At 72.5% G+C, this 19620-nt stretch carries 18 protein-coding genes; 9 read left to right on the top strand and 9 right to left on the bottom strand.

From position 1 onward, the window contains the following. Positions 1-22 precede the first annotated feature (22 nt). Genes AB0M99_RS24815 through AB0M99_RS24830 form a run of 4 tightly spaced genes read left to right on the top strand, consistent with a single transcriptional unit; the run spans position 23 to position 3926 of the window. Positions 23-652 carry a hypothetical protein gene (locus AB0M99_RS24815; RefSeq protein ID WP_365924132.1) on the top strand — a complete coding sequence of 210 codons (630 nt, stop codon included), beginning with the start codon at positions 23-25 and terminating at the stop codon, positions 650-652. 15 nt (positions 653-667) lie between these two features. Then, the gene (gene cseB, locus AB0M99_RS24820) at positions 668-1378 is read left to right on the top strand and encodes a two-component system response regulator CseB (RefSeq protein ID WP_365923950.1); all 711 of its coding nucleotides are present in this window, start codon (positions 668-670) and stop codon (positions 1376-1378) included. 13 nt (positions 1379-1391) lie between these two features. Continuing rightward, entirely contained in the window at positions 1392-2705 is a 1314-nt protein-coding gene (gene cseC / locus AB0M99_RS24825) for a two-component system sensor histidine kinase CseC (RefSeq protein ID WP_365923952.1), read from the top strand. Between the two features lie 48 nt (positions 2706-2753). Then, positions 2754-3926, top strand: a complete 1173-nt coding sequence (locus tag AB0M99_RS24830; protein WP_365923954.1) for a LamG domain-containing protein — start codon at positions 2754-2756, stop codon at positions 3924-3926. A 115-nt stretch (positions 3927-4041) separates the two neighbouring features. Here AB0M99_RS24830 and AB0M99_RS24835 read toward each other — a convergent pair whose 3' ends face one another. Then, positions 4042-4659: a M23 family metallopeptidase gene (locus AB0M99_RS24835; RefSeq protein ID WP_365923956.1), complete on the bottom strand. Its 618-nt coding sequence runs from the start codon at positions 4657-4659 to the stop codon at positions 4042-4044. Positions 4660-4977: 318 nt separating this feature from the next. Between AB0M99_RS24835 and AB0M99_RS24840 the strand changes: the two genes are divergently transcribed. Further along, complete coding sequence (locus AB0M99_RS24840) at positions 4978-7986, top strand: NACHT domain-containing protein (RefSeq protein ID WP_365923958.1); 3009 nt, start codon at positions 4978-4980, stop codon at positions 7984-7986. 59 nt (positions 7987-8045) lie between these two features. On the opposite strand, the gene AB0M99_RS24845 is transcribed toward AB0M99_RS24840, so the two are convergent. Beyond that, positions 8046-10571: an ATP-dependent Clp protease ATP-binding subunit gene (locus AB0M99_RS24845; RefSeq protein ID WP_365923960.1), complete on the bottom strand. Its 2526-nt coding sequence runs from the start codon at positions 10569-10571 to the stop codon at positions 8046-8048. A 462-nt stretch (positions 10572-11033) separates the two neighbouring features. Between AB0M99_RS24845 and AB0M99_RS24850 the strand changes: the two genes are divergently transcribed. After that, entirely contained in the window at positions 11034-11651 is a 618-nt protein-coding gene (locus AB0M99_RS24850; RefSeq protein WP_365923962.1) for an SCO3374 family protein, read from the top strand. On the opposite strand, the gene AB0M99_RS24855 is transcribed toward AB0M99_RS24850, so the two are convergent. The 7 genes from AB0M99_RS24855 to AB0M99_RS24885 form a co-directional block, all read right to left on the bottom strand. Then, the gene (locus AB0M99_RS24855) at positions 11630-11968 is read right to left on the bottom strand and encodes an Lsr2 family protein (protein ID WP_365923964.1); all 339 of its coding nucleotides are present in this window, start codon (positions 11966-11968) and stop codon (positions 11630-11632) included. The genes AB0M99_RS24850 and AB0M99_RS24855 overlap by 22 nt on opposite strands. 165 nt (positions 11969-12133) lie before the next feature. Beyond that, on the bottom strand, positions 12134-12664 hold the full coding sequence (locus AB0M99_RS24860; protein ID WP_365923966.1) for an amino-acid N-acetyltransferase: 531 nt from the start codon (positions 12662-12664) through the stop codon (positions 12134-12136). A gap of 9 nt (positions 12665-12673) precedes the next feature. Further along, positions 12674-13132: a BlaI/MecI/CopY family transcriptional regulator gene (locus tag AB0M99_RS24865; protein WP_365923968.1), complete on the bottom strand. Its 459-nt coding sequence runs from the start codon at positions 13130-13132 to the stop codon at positions 12674-12676. Between the two features lie 111 nt (positions 13133-13243). Beyond that, positions 13244-13417, bottom strand: coding sequence for a hypothetical protein (locus tag AB0M99_RS24870; RefSeq protein ID WP_365923970.1), 174 nt, complete (start codon positions 13415-13417; stop codon positions 13244-13246). 30 nt (positions 13418-13447) lie between these two features. Next, the gene (locus tag AB0M99_RS24875; RefSeq protein ID WP_365923972.1) at positions 13448-14035 is read right to left on the bottom strand and encodes a hypothetical protein; all 588 of its coding nucleotides are present in this window, start codon (positions 14033-14035) and stop codon (positions 13448-13450) included. Between the two features lie 63 nt (positions 14036-14098). Next, positions 14099-14284, bottom strand: a complete 186-nt coding sequence (locus AB0M99_RS24880) for a DUF397 domain-containing protein (protein WP_365923973.1) — start codon at positions 14282-14284, stop codon at positions 14099-14101. 441 nt (positions 14285-14725) lie between these two features. Next, positions 14726-15889 carry a beta-eliminating lyase-related protein gene (locus tag AB0M99_RS24885; RefSeq protein WP_365923975.1) on the bottom strand — a complete coding sequence of 388 codons (1164 nt, stop codon included), beginning with the start codon at positions 15887-15889 and terminating at the stop codon, positions 14726-14728. Positions 15890-15987: 98 nt separating this feature from the next. Between AB0M99_RS24885 and AB0M99_RS24890 the strand changes: the two genes are divergently transcribed. From AB0M99_RS24890 to AB0M99_RS24900, 3 genes are read left to right on the top strand one after another with little or no spacing between them, the layout of a single operon-like run. After that, the gene (locus AB0M99_RS24890) at positions 15988-16899 is read left to right on the top strand and encodes a DUF2520 domain-containing protein (protein ID WP_365923977.1); all 912 of its coding nucleotides are present in this window, start codon (positions 15988-15990) and stop codon (positions 16897-16899) included. Beyond that, a complete protein-coding gene (gene panC, locus AB0M99_RS24895) occupies positions 16896-17888 on the top strand; it encodes a pantoate--beta-alanine ligase (protein ID WP_365923979.1) in 993 nt (330 codons plus the stop codon). The genes AB0M99_RS24890 and panC overlap by 4 nt, the downstream gene beginning before the upstream one ends. Further along, positions 17885-19618 carry an L-aspartate oxidase gene (locus AB0M99_RS24900; RefSeq protein ID WP_365923981.1) on the top strand — a complete coding sequence of 578 codons (1734 nt, stop codon included), beginning with the start codon at positions 17885-17887 and terminating at the stop codon, positions 19616-19618. The genes panC and AB0M99_RS24900 overlap by 4 nt, the downstream gene beginning before the upstream one ends. Positions 19619-19620: the final 2 nt, after the last annotated feature.

Genomic DNA, 19620 nt, shown 5'->3' on the forward strand with positions numbered 1-19620 from the left:
CGGTAAGGGCTCGCTGGTACTGGTGTCGACGGGGACGGTCGTCCTCGTCGGCACAGTGCTGTTCGCGGCCGGCTGTTCCACCGGGGGCACCGGCCTGCGCGACGGCGGCCCCGCCCGCACCGAGTCCGTGGCCAAGAGCGCCCCGCCGACCGCCGCCCCCTCGGCCGACGCCCCGGCCGCCTCCGCCCAGCCCGCGAAGAAGGTCGACCCGATCGCGCTGCTCAAGGCGGACCCCAAGGTGAGCGCCGAGATCAAGCGGGACCTCAAGCCCTGCACGGGCAAGGAGTACCCGGTCGACGTCAGCTACGGGAAGCTCACCGGCAGCTCGGCCGTGGACATCGTCGTCAACGTCCTGTCCTGCGCCGACGCGCTGGGCCGGGGCTCGTACGTGTACCGGGCGGACGACGGGAAGTACGAGAATGTCTTCTCGGACGAGCAGCCGCCCGTCTACGCGGAGATCGACCGCGGCGCCCTGGTGGTCAACAAGCCGGTCTACGGGAAGAGCGACGCGCTCGCCTACCCGTCGGGCGAGGACGTGATCACCTACCGCTGGAGCGGGGAGATGTTCACCGAGCAGGACCGGGTCCACTCGGACTACAGCAACGTGGTCGACGGCGGCGTGGCACCCGCTCCGGCCGTCACCAAGAACTAAAGGCGAGGCTTCCGCATGGCCGAGACCCATGTCCTGTTCGTGGAGGACGACGACGTCATCCGCGAGGCCACGACCCTGGCGCTGGAGCGCGACGGGTTCGTGGTCACCGCCATGCCCGACGGGCTGTCCGGCCTGGAGTCCTTCCGCGCCGACCGGCCCGACATCGCGCTGCTCGACGTGATGGTGCCCGGCATGGACGGCGTCAGCCTGTGCCGGCGCATCCGCGACGAGTCCACCGTCCCGGTGATCATGCTGTCCGCGCGCGCCGACTCCATCGACGTGGTGCTGGGCCTGGAGGCGGGCGCCGACGACTACGTCACCAAGCCCTTCGACGGCTCGGTGCTCGTCGCCCGCATCCGCGCGGTCCTGCGCCGCTTCGGCCACGCCGGCGGACCGCAGAACGGCGGCTCCGGCGGCGACGAGGCCGGCTCGGAGGAGCGCGGGGTCCTGGCCTTCGGCGACCTGGAGGTCGACACCGAGGGCATGGAGGTCCGCAAGGCGGGCACCGCGGTGGCACTGACCCCGACCGAGATGCGGCTGCTGCTGGAGTTCTCCTCCGCGCCCGGGACCGTGCTCTCGCGCGACCGGCTGCTGGAGCGGGTCTGGGACTACGACTGGGGCGGCGACACCCGGGTGGTGGACGTCCACGTGCAGCGGCTGCGCACCAAGATCGGTCAGGACCGGATCGAGACGGTCCGGGGCTTCGGCTACAAGTTGAAGGCCTGAGGCCCCGAAGGAAATGAAGCGGTTCACCCTCCGCACCGGCATCCGCTGGAAGATCACCCTCGCCATCACCACCGTGGGCGCGCTCACCGCGCTCGCGCTGAGCCTGGTGGTGCACAGTGCTGCCCGGGTGTCGATGCTGGAGAGCGCCCGCGAGGTACAGCTGGACCGGGTCCAGTTCATCTCCCGCAATGCCGAGGCCGGGCGCAAACCTCCGATGGGGGCCAAGCTCAACGACCCCGACCTGCCCGCCGAGCTGCGCGAGAAGGCGCGCTCGGGGCGGCGCGGCACGTACATCCAGGACAACCCGAAGGGGCTCCCGGAGGTGTGGGCCGCCGTACCGCTCGGCAACGGGCAGGTGCTGTCGCTGCACACGCAGTTCCGGGAGAGCGCCAACATGGTGCGCGACCTGGACCGGGCCCTGGTCGTCGGCTCCCTCGCCGTCGTGATCGGCGGCTCCGCGCTCGGCGTCCTCATCGGCGGGCAGATCTCGCGCCGGCTGCGCAAGGCCGCGGCCGCCGCGCAGCGGGTGGCCCACGGGGATCCCGAGGTACGGGTACGGGATGCGGTCGGCGGCGTCGTACGGGACGAGACCGACGACCTCGCGCGGGCGGTCGACGCCATGGCGGACGCGCTCCAGCAGCGGCTGGAGGCCGAGCGGCGGGTGACCGCGGACATCGCGCACGAGCTGCGGACCCCGGTGACGGGCCTGCTCACGGCGGCGGAACTGCTGCCCGCGGGCCGTCCGACCGAGCTCGTACGGGACCGGGCGCAGGCGATGCGGGTCCTGGTCGAGGACGTGCTGGAAGTGGCCCGGCTGGACAGTGCCTCCGAGCGCGCGGAGCTGCAGGACGTGGCGCTCGGCGAGTTCGTGAGCCGCCGGGTCGCGGCGCTGATGCCGGAGGCGACCGTACGGGTCGTCGCGGACGAGGTCGTCAGCACCGACCCGCGGCGGCTGGAGCGGATCCTGGGCAACCTGCTGGCCAACGCCGCGCGGTACGGGCGCCCTCCGGTGCAGGTGGACATCGAGGGCCGGGTCGTGCGCGTACGGGACCACGGGCCGGGCTTCCCCGAGGCGCTGCTGCGGGAGGGGCCGAGCCGGTTCCGCACCGGGTCGACGGACCGCGCGGGCGTGGGGCACGGGCTGGGGCTGACCATCGCGGAGGGCCAGGCGCGGGTGCTGGGCGCGCGCCTGACGTTCCGTAACGTGGCGGCCCCGGGCGGTTTCGACCGCGAGGGCGTGGCGGCGGGCGCGGTGGCGGTGCTGTGGCTCCCGGAGCACGCGCCGACGGCGACGGGCAGCTTCCCGGTGGTCAAGCCGCAGGAGTAGGCGACCAGGCCGTTCGCAGCCCGGGCCCGATGTCTTAGCATCCGTGCCATGACTGAAGGTACGGATCGCCCCCACAACCCCCAGCCGAACCCCGCGACGGGGCCCGGCGGCTACGGATACCCGCCGGGCCAGATACCCGGGGCCGGCTACGGGTACCCGCAGCCGGGGCAGCCGAACCCGTACTCGGCGCAGCCGCAGCCCGGCGCACCGGGCGCGTTCGGGGAACCGGCCTTCGGCGAGCCGGCCTTCGGCGAGCCGACGACCTTCGGCGGCCCGGCGCGGCACCAGGAGCCGGCCTTCGCCCAGCCCTCGCAGCCGTCGCAGCCCTCGCAGCCGGACTGGCAGGCGATGGCCGACCGCAGCGAGGCGCAGCGCTCGCGCCGCAAGACGCTGTCGATCATCGGCGGGGCCGTCACCGTGGTCCTCCTCGCGGGCGGGGGCTACCTGTTCTTCGCCGGCGGCTCGGACGACAAGCCGAAGGACGACAAGCCCCCGATCGCCGCCTCGGACTCCCCGAGCCCCTCGAAGAGCCCGGAGGACAAGTCCCCGACGGTGGCGGGCGATCCCACCCTGCTGCGCGACCGCGTGCCCGGCGGATCCCCGGTGCAGCTCGCGATGGCCCCGGACGCCTCGCTGTTCAAGATGGGCGAGCGCGACGAGGTCCGCTTCAAGGGCGGCCCGAACTCCTTCGCCCAGGGCTCCGAACAGGCCGTGGACGTCACGAAGAGCTTCAGCGTCACCACCCGCCTCTACACCGTCGTCGAGAACGGCTCCCGCATGGCGATCAGCCAGGGCGACGGGGACTCGTACTCCTTCGAGCTGGGCTTCGAGTCGGTGAACGGCAAGGGTTCCTGGGTGTTCCGGGTCCAGACCGGCGACAAGGGCGCCGACGCCACCGTGCAGCAGGTGGTCGTGGACGCTCCGGGCGCGGTGAACAAGTGGACCCAGCTGACCGCCACGTACGACGCCGACAAGAAGACGATCGCCCTCTACGTCGAGGACAAGCTGGCGGGCGCGGCCCAGATCAGCGGGATCTGGCCGGGCCCCGGTCCGGTGCAGCTGGGCCGGTCGCGCCACCACGGCATCTGGAGCGGCTCGCTCGTCGGATCGCTCGACCGGATCCGGATCTGGAACAAGGTGCTGAGCCCCGAGCAGGTCGCGGTGCTGGACTCCGGCAAGCTCGACTCCCTGGGCATGCCGAGCCACGCCTGGATCATCTGACGCCGAGAGCCCCGGACCCTCGTCGGGTCCGGGGCTCCGGGACGTGCGGGGCGGCGGGTCGGGCGGGGCGGCGGGTCGTGCGGGGCGGCGGGTCGTGCGGGGCGGCGGGTCGGGCTCAGATGGTGACGCCGGCCGCGCGCAGGAAGGCCACCGGGTTCACGGCGGAGCCGTAGTTCGGGGTGGTGCGGATCTCGAAGTGCAGGTGCGGGCCGCTGGAGTTGCCGGTGTTGCCCGACAGGGCGATCTGCTGGCCCTTGGTGACCTTCTGGCCGACCTTGACCTGGATCTTCGAGAGGTGCGCGTACTGCGAGTACGTGTTGTTGGCGTGCTTGATCACGATGGCGTTGCCGTAGGCCGGGCCGTCGCCGCCGCCGTTGGGGCCGGCCTTGACGACCGTGCCCGCCGAGGCGGCGTCGACCGGGGTGCCGGTCGGGACGGCGAAGTCCTGGCCCGAGTGCTTGTTGGACCACATGCTGCCGCCCTTGCCGAAGGTCGCGGACAGCGTGTACTTGTCGACCGGCTTCTCCCAGGCGACGACCGCCGGCTTGGCGGCGACGGCCTCGGCCTGGGCCTTCGCCTGGGCGGCCACCAGCTCGGCGGTACCGGTCAGGGCGGTCTGGGTCGTGTCGGCGAACGCGGCGGTCGTCCCGGCCCCGAGTGCCAGGGCCGCACCGAGGGCGGTGGCGCCGATGGCGATACGAGTACGACGGGTGCTGACGCGCTTCGCGGACATGAAGGAGACCTCCGGGGCCGGGGACAGGGACGGGTCGCGCCCGTTTCGGGCGGCGAGCCCACCCTTGGTAACCCGCGCCCCCCGGCTTCCCCAAACCCCGCTCTTACTACCGGGGCTCGTAGGTGAGCAGTGGGCTGTGCGGCCTGTTGACCGCGTACTTACTGGGCCTGGGGTAGGACAAATCGGACCGTTGGATCTACGAAAGTTCCTAGTAGGTCCGATTTGCCCTGTGCGGCTTGTCACCGGCGCGGGACTCCGCAGCACCCTTCGGGACGAAAGACCTGCAACCTGCACGCCCCCTGGCTACGCTCACGCCTCGTGGACACATCGGTGGCGGCGATCCGGCTGGCCTCGGGGGTCGTGGCCCCCCTCGTCAAGAAGCTCTTCCGGGGCGAGGGCGCGGGAGCCGGCCTCGTCGACCGGCCCGCGCGGATCTCCTCGTACGTCTCCCTGCGCGAGCAGCGCGTCCTGACCGCAGCGGACCTGCGCAAGCTGGCCGACCGCCTCGTGGCGGAGGCGTTACGGGCCCCCGGCGAGCGCCCGCTCCCACCGGGCGACGAGGCGGGCGTGGCCGCCGCCCTCGCCGCCACCCTGCACTGCCTGGGCGACATCACCCTGACCGACCTGGAAGCCGTCCAGCTGGGCCCGCGGGCCTTCGCCCACCTGCTGCGGAGCTCGGCGCCCTACCGGGGCCTGTCGCAGGACGCCGAGCTCTTCTACCGGCGCGTACTGGAACTGGCCTGCATGCACATCCTGCACTTCTTCACCACACGCTCCACCTTCGTGGCCGCCACCCTCGTCGCACAGAGCCGCCGTCAGGGCGACCTGATCGCCAAGATGGACGAACTGCTCACCCGCCTCCCCCGCCGCGACGGCCGGGACACCGCCTTCGAGCGCCGGTACCTCGACTACCTCGCCCGCCGCCACGGCACGCTCACCATCTTCGGCCTGGACCTGTCCCCGGGCTCCTCCCGCTGGCCGCTGGACGCCGCGTACGTGAGCCTGGAGGTCGACCGGGCCGCCCCGGCTCCCGCCTCCGCCCCGGCCCCGGGAGGGGGGCTGCTGCCCGCGGACGCGATCCTCGGCGAATACCGGCGGGTCCTGCTGCGCGGCGAGGCCGGATCCGGCAAGACCACCCTCATCCAGTGGCTGGCCGTCGCCGCCGCCCGCGAGCCGGCCGCCCGGCACCCCACACCACACCTACTGCCGCCCGTGCCGGCCGCCGCGGACCACATCCCGTACGTACTGCCGCTGCGCACCCTCACCCGCAACGGCGAGCGGCTCCCCGCGCCCGCCGAGTTCCTGGCCGGCTCGCCGCTGTCCGGGGAGGCCCCCGACGGCTGGACCGGCCGGGTGCTGCGCGACGGGCGGGCCCTGGTGCTGGTGGACGGCATCGACGAGATACCCGAGGCGGAGCGGCCCCGGGCCCGCGACTGGCTCGCCGACCTCATCACCGCCTACCCCGACAACCGCTGGCTGGTGACCTCCCGCCCCTCGGCGGTACGGCACGACTGGCTCGCCGACGTGGACTTCGCCGAGGTGACCCTGGCCCCGATGACCCCGGCGAACGTACGGGCCTTCATCGAGCGCTGGCACGACGCCGCCGACGACGTGCCCCGCGAGTACCGCGACCAGCTGCTGGACTCCGTGGCGACCAAGCCGGACCTGGCCCGGCTCGCCACCAACCCGCTCCTGTGCGGCCTGATCTGCGCCCTGCACCGGGAACGCCGCGGCTTCCTGCCCTCGGGCCGCAGGGAGCTCTACTCGGCCGCCCTGTCGATGCTGCTGCACCGCCGCGACCGCGAACGGGGCCTGCGGCTGCCGTACATCGCCGAGGAGCCCCAGCTCCAGCTCCTCCAGCGGCTCGCGTTCTGGCTGATCCGCAACGGCCGCACCGAGATGAGCCGGGACCAGGCCGAGAGCCTGATCGGCAAGGGCCTGCCCTCCGTGCCCGCGGCCGCCGTCCTCGGCGAGGCACCGGCCGTGTTCCGGCACTTCCTGGAACGCACCGGGCTGCTGCGCGCCCCGACGGTGGACACCGTCCAGTTCGTCCACCGCACCTTCCAGGACTTCCTGGGGGCCCGCGCGGCCCTGGACGAGGGCAGCCTGAGCGAACTGACCCGGCACGCCGAGGACGACCAGTGGGAGGACGTCATCCGCATGGCGGTGGCCCAGGGCCGCCCCCGGGACCGCTCCGAGATCATGCGGGACCTGCTCGCAGCGCGCTCGACGCGGGCGGTGCTCCTCGCCTTCGCCTGTCTGGAGGACGCGGCCGAGCTGGAGCCGGAACTGCGCGAGGAGATCCGGGCGGCCGCCATCCGGCTCGTCCCGCCGACGGACAGCGAGGTGGCCGGGGCCCTGGCCCGGGTCGGGCCGCTGATCCTGGACGTGCTCCCCGGCCCGGGCGCAGGCATGAGCGACACCGAGGCCACCTACACGGTCCTCGCCGCCGGCTGGACCGGATCCGAGCGGGCGATCCCCTTCCTGGCCCGCTTCGCCGACCACCCCTCGGCCGCGGTGCGTGCCGAACTGGACCGGCTCTGGCAGCGCTTCGACACCAGGCGGTACGCCGAGGAGGTCATCGTCCGCCTGGACCCGCCCCCGAAGTGGCTCTCCATCGTCGGCAACACCCAGCTCTCGGCGCTGCCCGAGTTCGCACGCCCGCCCGGCCTGGTCATCGGCAGGGGCGTGACACGCAGCACGCTGGCCGCCTTCCTGCGCGGCCAACCGGTGCAGAGGCTGTATCTGCACGAGTTCCGCGACAGCGTCGGCGACCTGGAGTTCCTGCGCGGCCATTCCTCGCTGGGGGAACTGGACATCCAGTCCTGGCCCACCCTGAGGGACCTGAGCGGGCTGCACGGGCTGCCCCTGGAGGACGTCACCCTCTACATGGGCAGCGTATTGGACGTGGCGGCCGCCACCGCGAGCTGGCCCCGGCTGCACCGGCTGCGGCTGCGCGGGGTCCGCACCTCGTGGTCCTTCACCGATCTGAACCCGGCCGCCCCTCTGGAAGAGCTCGACCTCCAGCACGTGCCCGCCGATCTGGCGGGGCTGGGACGGCTGCGGAGCCTGAGCGTGCTCCGGCTCGGCCGCGCATGGCGCCCGAGCACGAAGGCGGCCTGGGCCGAGCTCTCCAGGCTGGAGCACCTGGAGCGGCTCGTCCTGTCGGCCGAGACCCTGGGAGGCCTCGTGGAGTGCACCCGCCTTCCCTCCCTGCGGGAGGTGTGGGTCTATCCGTACGACGGCGTCAGCGCCGGGGTCGAGGAACGGGTCCGCCGCCGCTTCCCCCGGGCGAAGCTGATGGAGATCCCCGAGGAAACCCCATGACAAAGGGGCGACCCGGAACCTTTTGGGTTCCGGGCCGCCCCTTTTGACCTCGCTACTGCTTACGCACCCTTGGAGAGGTCCGGGCCGGAGCCCGTGGCCTCGATCGGGGGCAGGTCGGGCAGCGTGGACTTGTCCTCGCCGCGGAAGGTGAACTTGGCGTCGTCGCCCTCACCCTCCTTGCCGACGACCACGATCTGACCGGGACGCAGCTCGCCGAAGAGGATCTTCTCCGAGAGCAGGTCCTCGATCTCGCGCTGGATGGTCCGGCGCAGCGGGCGGGCGCCCATGATCGGGTCGTAGCCGCGCTTGGCGAGCAGGAGCTTCGCGTCACCGCTCAGCTCGATGCCCATGTCGCGGTCCTTCAGGCGCTCGTCGACCTTGGCGATCATGAGGTCGACGATCTGGATGATGTCTTCCTCGGTCAGCTGGTGGAAGACGACCGTGTCGTCGACACGGTTGAGGAACTCGGGCCGGAAGTGCTGCTTCAGCTCTTCGTTGACCTTCGCCTTCATCCGGTCGTATCCGGTCTTGGTGTCTCCCTGGGCCGCGAAGCCGAGGTTGAAGCCCTTCGAGATGTCCCGCGTACCCAGGTTGGTCGTCATGATGATGACCGTGTTCTTGAAGTCCACGACCCGGCCCTGGGAGTCGGTCAGACGACCGTCCTCCAGGATCTGGAGAAGGGAATTGAAGATATCCGGGTGCGCCTTCTCGACCTCGTCGAAGAGGACGACGGAGAACGGCTTCCGGCGGACCTTCTCGGTCAGCTGGCCGCCCTCTTCGTAGCCCACGTAGCCGGGGGGCGAACCGAAGAGACGGGAAACCGTGTGCTTCTCGCTGAACTCCGACATGTCGAGGGAGATCAGCGCGTCCTCGTCGCCGAAGAGGAATTCGGCGAGCGTCTTGGAGAGCTCGGTCTTACCGACGCCGGACGGGCCGGCGAAGATGAACGAGCCACCCGGGCGCTTCGGGTCCTTCAGACCCGCACGGGTACGGCGGATCGCCTGGGAGAGCGCCTTGATGGCGTCCTTCTGGCCGATGACCCGACGGTGGAGCTCGTCCTCCATGCGGAGCAGCCGCGAGGACTCCTCCTCGGTGAGCTTGAAGACCGGAATGCCGGTCGCCGTCGCCAGGACCTCGGCGATCAGCTCCTCGTCCACCTCGGCGACGACGTCCATGTCGCCGGACTTCCATTCCTTCTCGCGCTTGGCCTTCGCCGCCAGCAGCTGCTTCTCCGTGTCACGGAGGGAAGCCGCCTTCTCGAAGTCCTGGGAGTCGATCGCCGACTCCTTGTCGCGGCGCACGTTCGCGATCTTCTCGTCGAACTCGCGCAGGTCCGGCGGCGCGGTCATCCGGCGGATGCGCATCCGGGAGCCGGCCTCGTCGATCAGGTCGATCGCCTTGTCCGGGAGGAAGCGGTCCGAGATGTACCGGTCGGCCAGCGTGGCCGCGGCGACGAGGGCCGAGTCCGTGATGGAGACACGGTGGTGGGCCTCGTAGCGGTCGCGCAGACCCTTGAGGATCTCGATCGTGTGGGGGAGGGAAGGCTCCGCCACCTGGATCGGCTGGAAGCGGCGCTCAAGGGCCGCGTCCTTCTCAAGGTGCTTGCGGTACTCGTCGAGCGTCGTGGCACCGATGGTCTGGAGCTCACCACGGGCCAGCATGGGCTTGAGGATGCTGGCGGCGTCGATCGCGCCCTCGGCGGCACCCGCACCCACGAGGGTGTGGAGCTCGTCGATGAACAGGATGATGTCGCCGCGGGTGCGGATCTCCTTGAGCACCTTCTTCAGGCGCTCTTCGAAGTCACCGCGGTAGCGGGAGCCGGCGACCAGGGCGCCGAGGTCAAGCGTGTAGAGGTGCTTGTCCTTGAGCGTCTCGGGCACCTCGCCCTTGACGATCGCCTGGGCCAGGCCCTCGACGACGGCGGTCTTGCCGACGCCGGGCTCGCCGATGAGGACCGGGTTGTTCTTCGTCCGGCGGGACAGCACCTGCATGACCCGCTCGATCTCCTTCTCGCGCCCGATGACCGGGTCGAGCTTGGATTCGCGGGCAGCCTGGGTGAGGTTGCGGCCGAACTGGTCCAGGACGAGCGAGGTCGAGGGGGTGCCCTCGGCCGGGCCGCCGGCGGTGGCCGACTCCTTGCCGCCTCCGGAGTAGCCGGAGAGCAGCTGGATGACCTGCTGCCTGACTCGGTTGAGATCGGCGCCCAGCTTCACGAGGACCTGGGCGGCGACGCCCTCGCCCTCGCGGATCAGGCCGAGCAGGATGTGCTCGGTGCCGATGTAGTTGTGGCCGAGCTGGAGGGCCTCTCGGAGCGAAAGCTCCAGGACCTTCTTCGCCCGCGGGGTGAAGGGGATGTGGCCGGACGGGGCCTGCTGGCCCTGGCCGATGATCTCCTCAACCTGCTGGCGAACAGCCTCGAGCGAAATCCCGAGGCTCTCCAGGGCCTTAGCGGCGACACCCTCACCCTCGTGGATCAAGCCCAGGAGGATGTGCTCGGTGCCGATGTAGTTGTGGTTGAGCATCCGGGCTTCTTCCTGAGCCAGGACGACAACCCGCCGCGCGCGGTCGGTGAACCTCTCGAACATCGTTTATCGCTCCTCAGAGCGGTCGGGCAGTTCGGGGTCGGTCCCCGCCCTGTCCTTCCGCATGCTAGTCCCGCGGGGCGGGACAGCTCATTCCAACTGCCGACATCCCTCCGCGGCTCACCCCCGCATCGGGGGGAAAACCGGCTTGAAGAGCCGACAACTGCTCCAACCCGATGGTGCGAGACGATGTTCCCGCAGGCCAGGCAGATACCCGTCACACGTGTACGCCGAGCGCGAACGGGAGCCGGTCAAATCAGCGTGTCGCCCCGATCCACAAGGAATGTCTTACCCGTAAGGACTGACACTCCATGCCGGTGGCACCGGTTCCCTCCGCTACGGGCGAACACGAACGCGTCCCGAATGTGGGACGCCACCTCGGCGGATGTTTACGTTCCGCATTGGTGCGGCTGCGGTGTGTCACATCGCGCGTAACCCGGGAGCGTTTCGGGAGTTGCTCCGGTCATGGCCCTCACCGTTCCGCTGCCCCGCTGCCCCGCCGTCACGGAAGCCGTCACGGAAGCGGCGGAGGCGGTGGAAGGCGCGTCCTCGGCAGCCTGGGCGTCCTGGTACGAACGCGTGCTCGGCTGGACCGTCGCGGGCGGGCCGCCCGCACAGCTCGTCACCGGGGTGCGGTTCGACGTGCTGGAGCTGCCGGCCGATGCCGGGACCGCGGTGCTGCGCAGGCGCGTCGCCACCGGTCCGGTGGCGGTCATGGGGCGCAGGATGCGGTTCCTGGTCGCCGCGGGCGGCGCGGAGGAGCTGGAGGGCCTGCTGGACTGGCTGGAGTGGGGCGGGGTCGCCCTGGATCTCGCCGCCCTGGGTGCGGGTGGCCGGATCACCGCTCCGGTGCCCCCGGGACACCCGGACCCGGTGGGAAGTCCCCGGGGGACCGCCGTGTGGCTGCGGCCCCCCGAGCCGGGGTGCGAGGCATCGCTGCCCGCCCTGCCCGGTACGGGGCAGGGCGTCGGGCCCGTCCGCAGGGACGGGGCCGATCTCGTACGCCTCGTCGCCGCGGCGGCGACGGAATGCCACCGCGCCCGCCTGCGGCGGCGTACGCCTCAGCCCTTGGCGTTCTCGTAGGCCTCGCGGATCTCCGCGGGCACACGACCGCGGTCGTTGACGCTCAGCCCCTGGGACTTCGCCCACGCGCGGATCTCGGCGGTGTCCGGGTTGCCGGACACCGCGGCAGCGCGAGTCTTGGCACGCCCGGCCGCGGCACGGCCACCGGTGCGGCGACCGCCCTTGGTGTACGGGTCGAGCAGGCCGCGGAGCTTTTCAGCGTTGGCGGTGGTGAGGTCGATCTCGTAGGTCTTGCCATCCAGAGCGAACGTCACGGTCTCGTCCGCCTCGCCACCGTCGAGGTCGTCGACAAGAAGGACCTGAACCTTCTGTGCCACCGGATTTCCTTTCATCGAAAATGCAGTACGCGGAAAGGAAACCGCTTTTGCCTGGAAAACACAAACCCCCCGGGGAAGGTTCGAGACCGCAACGAGGCGGGAAACGTGCGCGATTCGGACATAGGCCACAGGTGCGCGGACCGCCGGAAAAGCCGCCCTGATCGTTCAGAGGTGCAGAAGCATCCGGCTGTTGCCCAAGGTGTTCGGCTTCACTCGTTCGAGACCGAGGAACTCGGCAACGCCCTCGTCATAGGAACGCAGCAGCTCCATGTAGACATCGGTCTCGACCGGCGTCTCGCCGATCTCGACGAAGCCGTGCTTCGCGAAGAAGTCCACTTCGAAGGTCAGGCAGAAAACCCTGCTCACCCCGAGCCGACGGGCGGTGTGCAACAACTTGTCCAGCACCAGATGCCCGACTCCCACGCCCTTCAACTCGCGGTCGACGGCGAGAGTGCGCACTTCGGCGAGGTCTTCCCACATGACGTGGAGAGCGCCACAGCCCACTACCCGGCCGTCCCCGGCGCGTTCCGCGACCCAGAACTCCTGGATGTCCTCGTAAAGGACGACCGGGGCTTTGTCGAGCAGGATCCTCTGCTGCACGTACTGGTCGAGGAGGCGGCGCAGCGCGGGAACATCACCGGTGCGCGCGCGGCGGATCGTCACGGTTTTTGCATCTGCAGCGGAAGGCTCTCCCATGCCCGGACGCTATCGCCCCGGTTCGGACCGCTGCTCGGCGGCGTCCCCTTCGGGGGCGGCCTCCGGTTCGGGAGCGGCTTCCCCTTCCGGGGCGGCGGCCGGCTCCTCCGCGGGCTGGACGATCCGTACGGCGTCGCGCAGGGCCTCACGCTGTTCGGCGGACATCATGCCGAAGAAGGCCACGAGGGCGGCCGCGGGGTTGTCGCTCGTCGACCACGCCTCGTTCATCAGTGCGGCCGAGTAGGCGGCACGGGTCGAGACCGCCGTATATCGATAGGCGCGGCCTTCCGCTTCCCGGCGGACCCAGCCCTTCTGATGAAGATTGTCCATAACGGTCATGACCGTGGTGTACGCGATGGACCGTTCCTGCTGGAGGTCTTCCAGCACTTCCCGAACGGTGACCGGGCGGTTCCACTGCCACACCCGCGTCATGACTGCGTCTTCGAGTTCTCCCAAGGGGCGAGGCACAACAGCACGATAGTGCGGGATGTCGCGAATTGCCCGACTATTCGGCCGACAACGCGCAACAAAATCGGGGGGCGGACGGCCCGAAAGCCGTACGCCCCTCCTTGCGGTCCGCTACTTCTGCGGCTTCGCCTGCTGGGCGCCCTCGGCGCGGGCGAGCACGGCGTCGACGGCCGCGTCTTCCTTCGCCTTGTTGGAGCCGCCCTGGCTCTTCACGATCGTCACGACGAGGGCGATGAAGAACGCGGCCATCACGAACGGGGGCACGAGCGCGGAAACGTAGTCCATGGGGTCAGGGTAGCCAGTGCCGCGGCGGCACTAGCCGACGGCCCGGCCCGCCGCGGGGGGCGGGGTGGGCTTGCGGCGCGGCGGGAAGACCTCGCCGGGCGTCGGAACGGGCTTTTCCTTCGGCTGCTGGGGCTGCGGCTTCTTGGGGACGGGGCGCGGCTCGTCCTCCTTGCCGCCCGCGAGGGCCAGCAGCCGGGTGCGGGGCGCGGGGGCCGTGGAGAGCCTGCGGCGTACGGAGCGCTCCGCGATCCCCTGGGCCCGTTCCAGGAGCCCGGCCGCCACCGGGTTGGCGCGGAGCGCGCGCAGGGCGGCGAGATCGTCGGGCACGGGCTCGTACCCGGCGGCCAGCGCGTCCTGCAGCAGCTCCAGGAAGCCGGAGAGGCTGCCGGGCAGGGCGGCCCGGTAGCGCGCCAGGTCGGCGAGGAGGAACTCTCTGAGCCGTCCCGCCTCCTGGACCGCGTCGTCCACCGACTGCGCGAGGCGCAGGCAGTCCTGGACCTCCGCGGCCGTCAGTGGGGCCGTGGAGGACTGGAGGGCGTGGGCGAGGAGACGCCTGAGCACGAGCAGCTCAGCTGCGCTGAACGCCATCCCGCCGCGGGATCCGTAGGGCGTGGGCATGGGCCGAAGATACGCGCTAATCGGACAAAATCCCCTGAGGGTGGCCTGGCGCGGCGCGGCGGGTCAGCCGGACTGCTTGACCGCGCGGAGGAAGTCCGTCCAGGCGGCCTGGGTCGTGGCGAGCACGAGGTGCGCGGGGTCGGCGAGGTCGGCGACGCGTACGAGTGCGCCGGGGGCGGCGGCGACGTAGACGCAGGCGTCTCCCTCGCCGCAGAACGAGGACTTCTGCCAGACGGGCTGAGCGGTCATTTCTGTCTCCTCCGACAACGGCGCCGGTAATTCCCGTGGAGGGACGGTAACGCCCTGGTGGCTTCCAGCCACCGTCTTCGCGGGAATTCGGTGCGCCGCACGGCAGCGCGCCCCCTCCCCCACCACGCCCGCGCACGCCTCGCCCCTGCCGGGGGCGGGCCCCGGCCCGCCACGCCCGCTATGCCTCCTGCCAGGCCCGGGCCTTTCCCGCCGCTCCGTCCGCGCCCCGCGCGGGCCCCTGCCGCTGCGCGGGGCCCCTCCCCTCCCCGCCCTTCCACCGTTCCCCCGGCTCCGCCCGGACCCGGCCCGCTCGGCGGGGCCGGATTGCCCGCAGGGCGATTCCAGCCCCGCCGGCGATCGAGGCGCGGGGTCCGGGGCGGAGCCCCCCGGTCGGCCACCCGGCCGGGCCCCGGGGGCGGGCTGCCGCCGGGGGCTAGCTAGCTAGAGGTGGGCGAGGAACGTCCTCGCGGCGTGTCCGACGTCCTCGGGGGTCCAGGTGAGGCCGGGGGCGGTGACCTCGACCTCCGTCATCGAAACCCCCGGCGGGCCGGCGGCGGACCACCGCCGGAAGAGCACCGTCCCCGTCTCCTCCGCGAGGCGGATCCCCGCGTCCGTCAGGCGGTCCGCCCCGTACGGCAGCCACAGCTGGAACTGGTGCGTGTGCGGCACCTCCGGGTTGATCCGGAACCACGGCACCCCGGCCGCCTCGAACGCCTGCCGCAGGGACTCCGCGACGACCCGCGCGCCGGCCACGTACGACGGGAGCCTCGGCAGCTCGGAGTCCAGCCCGGCCAGCGCCGACAGCGCCGCGGGGAACTGCCGGAAGACCTGGCCCCCGTACCGGTGCCGCCAGACCCTCGCCTCCGCGACCAGCGACGCGGACCCGGCGAGCGCGGCCCCGCTCAGCCCGCCGAGGGACTTGTAGAAGGAGACGTAGACCGAGTCGGCCAGCGCCGCGATCTCCGGCAGGGAACGGCCGAAGTGGACCGTCGACTCCCACAGCCGGGCCCCGTCGAAGTGGACGACCGCGTCGCGCTCCCGCGCGGCGGCCACGAGCTCCTCCAGCTCCTCCCACGCGGGCAGCAGGAAACCGGCGTCCCGGAGCGGCAGCTCCAGCATCAGCGTGCCGAAGGGCTCGGGCAGGTCCCGGACCTCCTCCGGCGTCGGCTGGCGCGGCTCCGTCGTCGGATGGACGGTCCGCAGCCCGGAGACGACCGACAGCGCGCCCCCCTCCCACCGCTCCGGATGGCTCATCGGGTGCAGCGCGACCACCGGGCTGCCGGTCCGCCCCGCCCAGCACCGCAGCGCGATCTGCTGGGCCATCGTCCCCGTCGGGAAGAACGCCGCGTCCTGCGTGCCCAGCAGCTCCGCCACCCGCCGCTCCAGGCGGCTGACGATGCCGTCCCCGTACAGGTCGGCCGGCTCGTCCGGATCCGGCGCGCTCAGCCCGGCGAGCAGCTCGCCGACGGTGGCCTCGCGCAGGCTGCGCCCCAGCATCCGCTCGGCCGCCCGCCCCGCCGCCACCAGCCGCTCCGCCCGCTCCGCGTCCTGGTCCGCGCCGTGGTCCGTGCCCTGGTCCGGGCCCTGTTCCGTGTCCTCCGTCATGCCCCCGATCATCTCCGACCGGGTCACACGCCCAGGAGCTAGCATGGCGACGTATCGTCCGGTACCCCCCGCGGACTGGAACGGAAGGCCCACCCCGCGTGAACTCATCACAGCAGCCGCGCCCTGCGCGGCTCACGGTCGGCGTCGTCGGGGCCGGCCGCGTCGGCCCCGCCCTGGCCCGCGCCCTGCAGCAGGCCGGACACCGGCCCGTCGCCGTGTCCGGTGTCTCCGACGCGTCCCGCCGCCGCGCCGCGCGGATGCTGCCGGACGTGCCCGTCGTGACGCCCGCGCAGGTCCTGGAGTACGCCGACCTCGTCCTGCTGACCGTCCCCGACGACGCGCTGCCCTCGCTGGTCGAGGGCCTCGCCGAGACCGGCGCCGTGCGCCCCGGGCAGCTCATGGTCCACACCTCCGGGCGCTACGGCACCGCCGTGCTGGACCCCGCGCGCCGCGCGGGCGCCCTGCCGCTGGCACTGCACCCGGCGATGACCTTCACCGGCACCGAGGTCGACGTGCAGCGCCTGGCGGGCTGCTCCTTCGGCGTGACCGCCCCCGACGAGCTGCGGCTCGCCGCCGAGGCCCTGGTCATCGAGATGGGCGGGGAGCCCGAGTGGATCGCGGAGGCCAACCGTCCGCTCTACCACGCGGCCCTCGCCCTCGGCGCGAACCACCTGGTCACCCTGGTCGCGCAGGCCATGGAGCTGCTGCGCAAGGCGGGCGTCGAGCACCCCGACCGGATGCTCGGCCCGCTCCTCGGCGCGGCCCTCGACAACGCCCTGCGCTCCGGCGACGCCGCCCTGACCGGCCCGGTGGCCCGCGGCGACGCCGGAACGGTCGCCGCGCACGTCTCGGAGCTGCGCAAGCACGCCCCGGGCACGGTCGCCGGATACCTGGCGATGGCCCGCACCACCGCCGACCGGGCCCTGGCGCACGGGCTGCTCAAGCCGGAACTCGCCGAGGACCTGCTGGGCGTACTCGCCGACACGGACCCCGACGGGAGCGAGCTGTGACCGACCTGCTGCTGCACACGGCCGAGGACCTGCACCGGCTCCCGCGCGCCGGCCGCAGGGCCGTGGTCATGACCATGGGCGCCCTGCACGAGGGGCACGCCACCCTGATCCGTACGGCGCGCGCGCAGGCCGGGCCCGAGGGGCAGGTCGTGGTCACCGTCTTCGTCAACCCGCTCCAGTTCGGGGCGGGCGAGGACCTCGACCGCTACCCGCGCACCCTCGACTCCGACCTGCTCATCGCCGAACAGGCGGGTGCCGACGCCGTGTTCGCCCCGGCCGTCGACGAGGTCTACCCCGGCGGCGACCCCCAGGTCCGGATCGGAGCGGGCCCCATGGGCGAGCGCCTCGAAGGCGCCACCCGCCCCGGCCACTTCGACGGCATGCTGACCGTCGTCGCGAAGCTGCTCCACCTCACCCGCCCCGACCTGGCCCTCTTCGGCCAGAAGGACGCGCAGCAACTGGCGCTGATCCGGCGGATGGTGACCGACCTGAACTTCCCCGTCGAGGTGGTCGGCGTACCGACCGTCCGCGAGGAGGACGGGCTCGCGCTGTCCTCGCGCAACCGCTACCTCTCGCCGCTGGAGCGCCGTACGGCCCTGGCCCTGTCACGCGCCCTGTTCGCCGGCCGCGACCGGCTGGCCGCGCAGGCCGCGCTCCGGGCGCGCGCCGAGGCCGCCCCGGCGAGCGACGAGCGGGCCACCGCGCTGGCCCGGCTGGGCGAGATCCGGGCCTCCGCCGACGCGCACGCCGTCTCGGCGGCCGGCGCCGGGCTGCCGGAGGCCGTACGGGCCGCCGCGCGGCACGTCCTGGACGAGGCCGGGCGCTACGACCCGCCGCTCGTGCTGGACTACCTGGCACTGGTGGACCCGCAGGACTTCACCGACGCCGGGCCCGGTTTCACCGGTCAGGCGGTACTGGCCGTCGCCGCGAAGGTGGGCACGACCCGGCTGATCGACAACATCCCATTGGAGTTCGGAGCGCACTCGTGAGCACCCCAGGCAGCGGCCCCGCCACCGGAAGCACCGGCATACGGCTGCACGCCCCCGCCCCCGGCTGGTCCGTCGACGCGGACGTCGTCGTCGTCGGCTCCGGCGTCGCCGGCCTGACCGCGGCCCTGCGCTGCGCCGCCGCGGGACGCCGTACGGTCGTGGTCACCAAGGCCCGCCTCGACGACGGCTCGACCCGCTGGGCCCAGGGCGGCATCGCCGCGGCCCTCGGCGAGGGCGACACCCCCGAACAGCACCTGGACGACACCCTGGTCGCGGGCGCGGGCCTGTGCGACGAGGCGGCCGTGCGGCTCCTGGTCACCGAGGGCCCCGACGCCGTGCGCCGGCTGATGGCGGCCGGCGCGGTCTTCGACACCTCCGCGGAGACCGGCGAGATAGAGCTGACGCGCGAGGGCGGCCACCACCGGCGCCGGATCGCGCACGCGGGCGGCGACGCCACCGGCGCCGAGATCTCCCGGGCACTCGTCGAGGCCGTGCAGGCTGCGGGCATCGAGACCGTCGAGAACGCGCTCGTGCTCGACCTGCTCCAGGACGCGCAGGGCCGGACCGCGGGCGTCACCCTGCACGTCATGGGCGAGGGCCAGCACGACGGCGTCGGCGCCGTCCACGCGCCCGCCGTGATCCTGGCGACCGGCGGCATGGGCCAGGTCTTCTCCGCCACCACCAACCCGTCGGTGTCCACCGGCGACGGCGTGGCGCTCGCGCTGCGCGCCGGGGCCGAGGTCTCCGACCTGGAGTTCGTGCAGTTCCACCCGACGGTGCTCTTCCTGGGCGCCGACGCCGAGGGGCAGCAGCCGCTGGTGTCGGAGGCGGTCCGGGGCGAAGGCGCGTACCTCGTCGACGCGGACGGCGTCCGCTTCATGGTCGGCCAGCACGAGCTCGCCGAGCTGGCCCCGCGCGACATCGTCGCCAAGGGCATCATGCGCCGCATGCAGGAGCAGGGCGCGCAGCACATGTACCTGGACGCCCGGCACTTCGGCGCCGAGATGTGGGAGCAGCGCTTCCCGACCATCCTCGCCGCGTGCCGCTCGCACGGCATCGACCCGGTGACCGAGCCCATTCCGGTCGCACCCGCCGCGCACTACGCGTCCGGCGGCGTACGGACCGACCTGCACGGCCGGACCACCGTCCCCGGCCTGTACGCCTGCGGCGAGGTCGCCTGCACCGGCGTGCACGGGGCGAACCGGCTCGCCTCCAACTCCCTGCTGGAGGGCCTGGTCTTCGCCGAGCGCATCGCCGACGACATCGTCGCGCACGCGCCCGCCGGCACCGGCCCCGGCATCCCGGTCCCGGCGACCGGCCCGCTCCAGCCCGCCGAGGCCCGGTTCGAGGTCCAGCGCATCATGACCGGCGGCGCGGGCGTGCTGCGCTCCGCCGAGTCCCTGCGCACGGCCGCCGAGGCCCTCGAAGCCCTGTACGCCACCGCGCTGAACAACCTCGAAGCGCACGGCAAGACCGCCGAACCCGGGGTGGACACCTGGGAGGCCACGAACCTGCTGTGCGTGGCCCGGGTGCTGGTCGCCGCCGCCCAGCGGCGCGCGGAGACCCGCGGCTGCCACTGGCGCGAGGACCACCCCGACCGGGACGACGCCGCCTGGCGCCGCCACCTCGTCGTGCGGCTGTCCGCCACCGAGAGGCGGGCCCTGGTCGTCACCCCCACCGAGTCCGCGGACTTCCCTTCCGTACTTCACCCCCTCAGCCAGGAGCAGTGACC

The organism is Streptomyces sp. NPDC051183, from assembly GCF_040682455.1.
Classification (GTDB): domain Bacteria; phylum Actinomycetota; class Actinomycetes; order Streptomycetales; family Streptomycetaceae; genus Streptomyces.

Excerpts from the sequence above, each read along its gene's own strand:
- AB0M99_RS24880 (WP_365923973.1), bottom strand. The coding sequence starts at position 14,284 with ATGACCGCTCAGCCCGTCTGGCAGAAGTCCTCGTTCTGCGGCGAGGGA.
- AB0M99_RS24860 (WP_365923966.1), bottom strand. The coding sequence starts at position 12,664 with ATGGGAGAGCCTTCCGCTGCAGATGCAAAAACCGTGACGATCCGCCGC.
- cseC (WP_365923952.1), top strand. The coding sequence starts at position 1,392 with ATGAAGCGGTTCACCCTCCGCACCGGCATCCGCTGGAAGATCACCCTC.
- AB0M99_RS24830 (WP_365923954.1), top strand. The coding sequence starts at position 2,754 with ATGACTGAAGGTACGGATCGCCCCCACAACCCCCAGCCGAACCCCGCG.
- cseB (WP_365923950.1), top strand. The coding sequence starts at position 668 with ATGGCCGAGACCCATGTCCTGTTCGTGGAGGACGACGACGTCATCCGC.
- AB0M99_RS24885 (WP_365923975.1), bottom strand. The coding sequence starts at position 15,889 with ATGACGGAGGACACGGAACAGGGCCCGGACCAGGGCACGGACCACGGC.
- AB0M99_RS24850 (WP_365923962.1), top strand. The coding sequence starts at position 11,034 with ATGGCCCTCACCGTTCCGCTGCCCCGCTGCCCCGCCGTCACGGAAGCC.
- AB0M99_RS24845 (WP_365923960.1), bottom strand. The coding sequence starts at position 10,571 with ATGTTCGAGAGGTTCACCGACCGCGCGCGGCGGGTTGTCGTCCTGGCT.
- AB0M99_RS24875 (WP_365923972.1), bottom strand. The coding sequence starts at position 14,035 with ATGCCCACGCCCTACGGATCCCGCGGCGGGATGGCGTTCAGCGCAGCT.
- AB0M99_RS24835 (WP_365923956.1), bottom strand. The coding sequence starts at position 4,659 with ATGTCCGCGAAGCGCGTCAGCACCCGTCGTACTCGTATCGCCATCGGC.
- AB0M99_RS24870 (WP_365923970.1), bottom strand. The coding sequence starts at position 13,417 with ATGGACTACGTTTCCGCGCTCGTGCCCCCGTTCGTGATGGCCGCGTTC.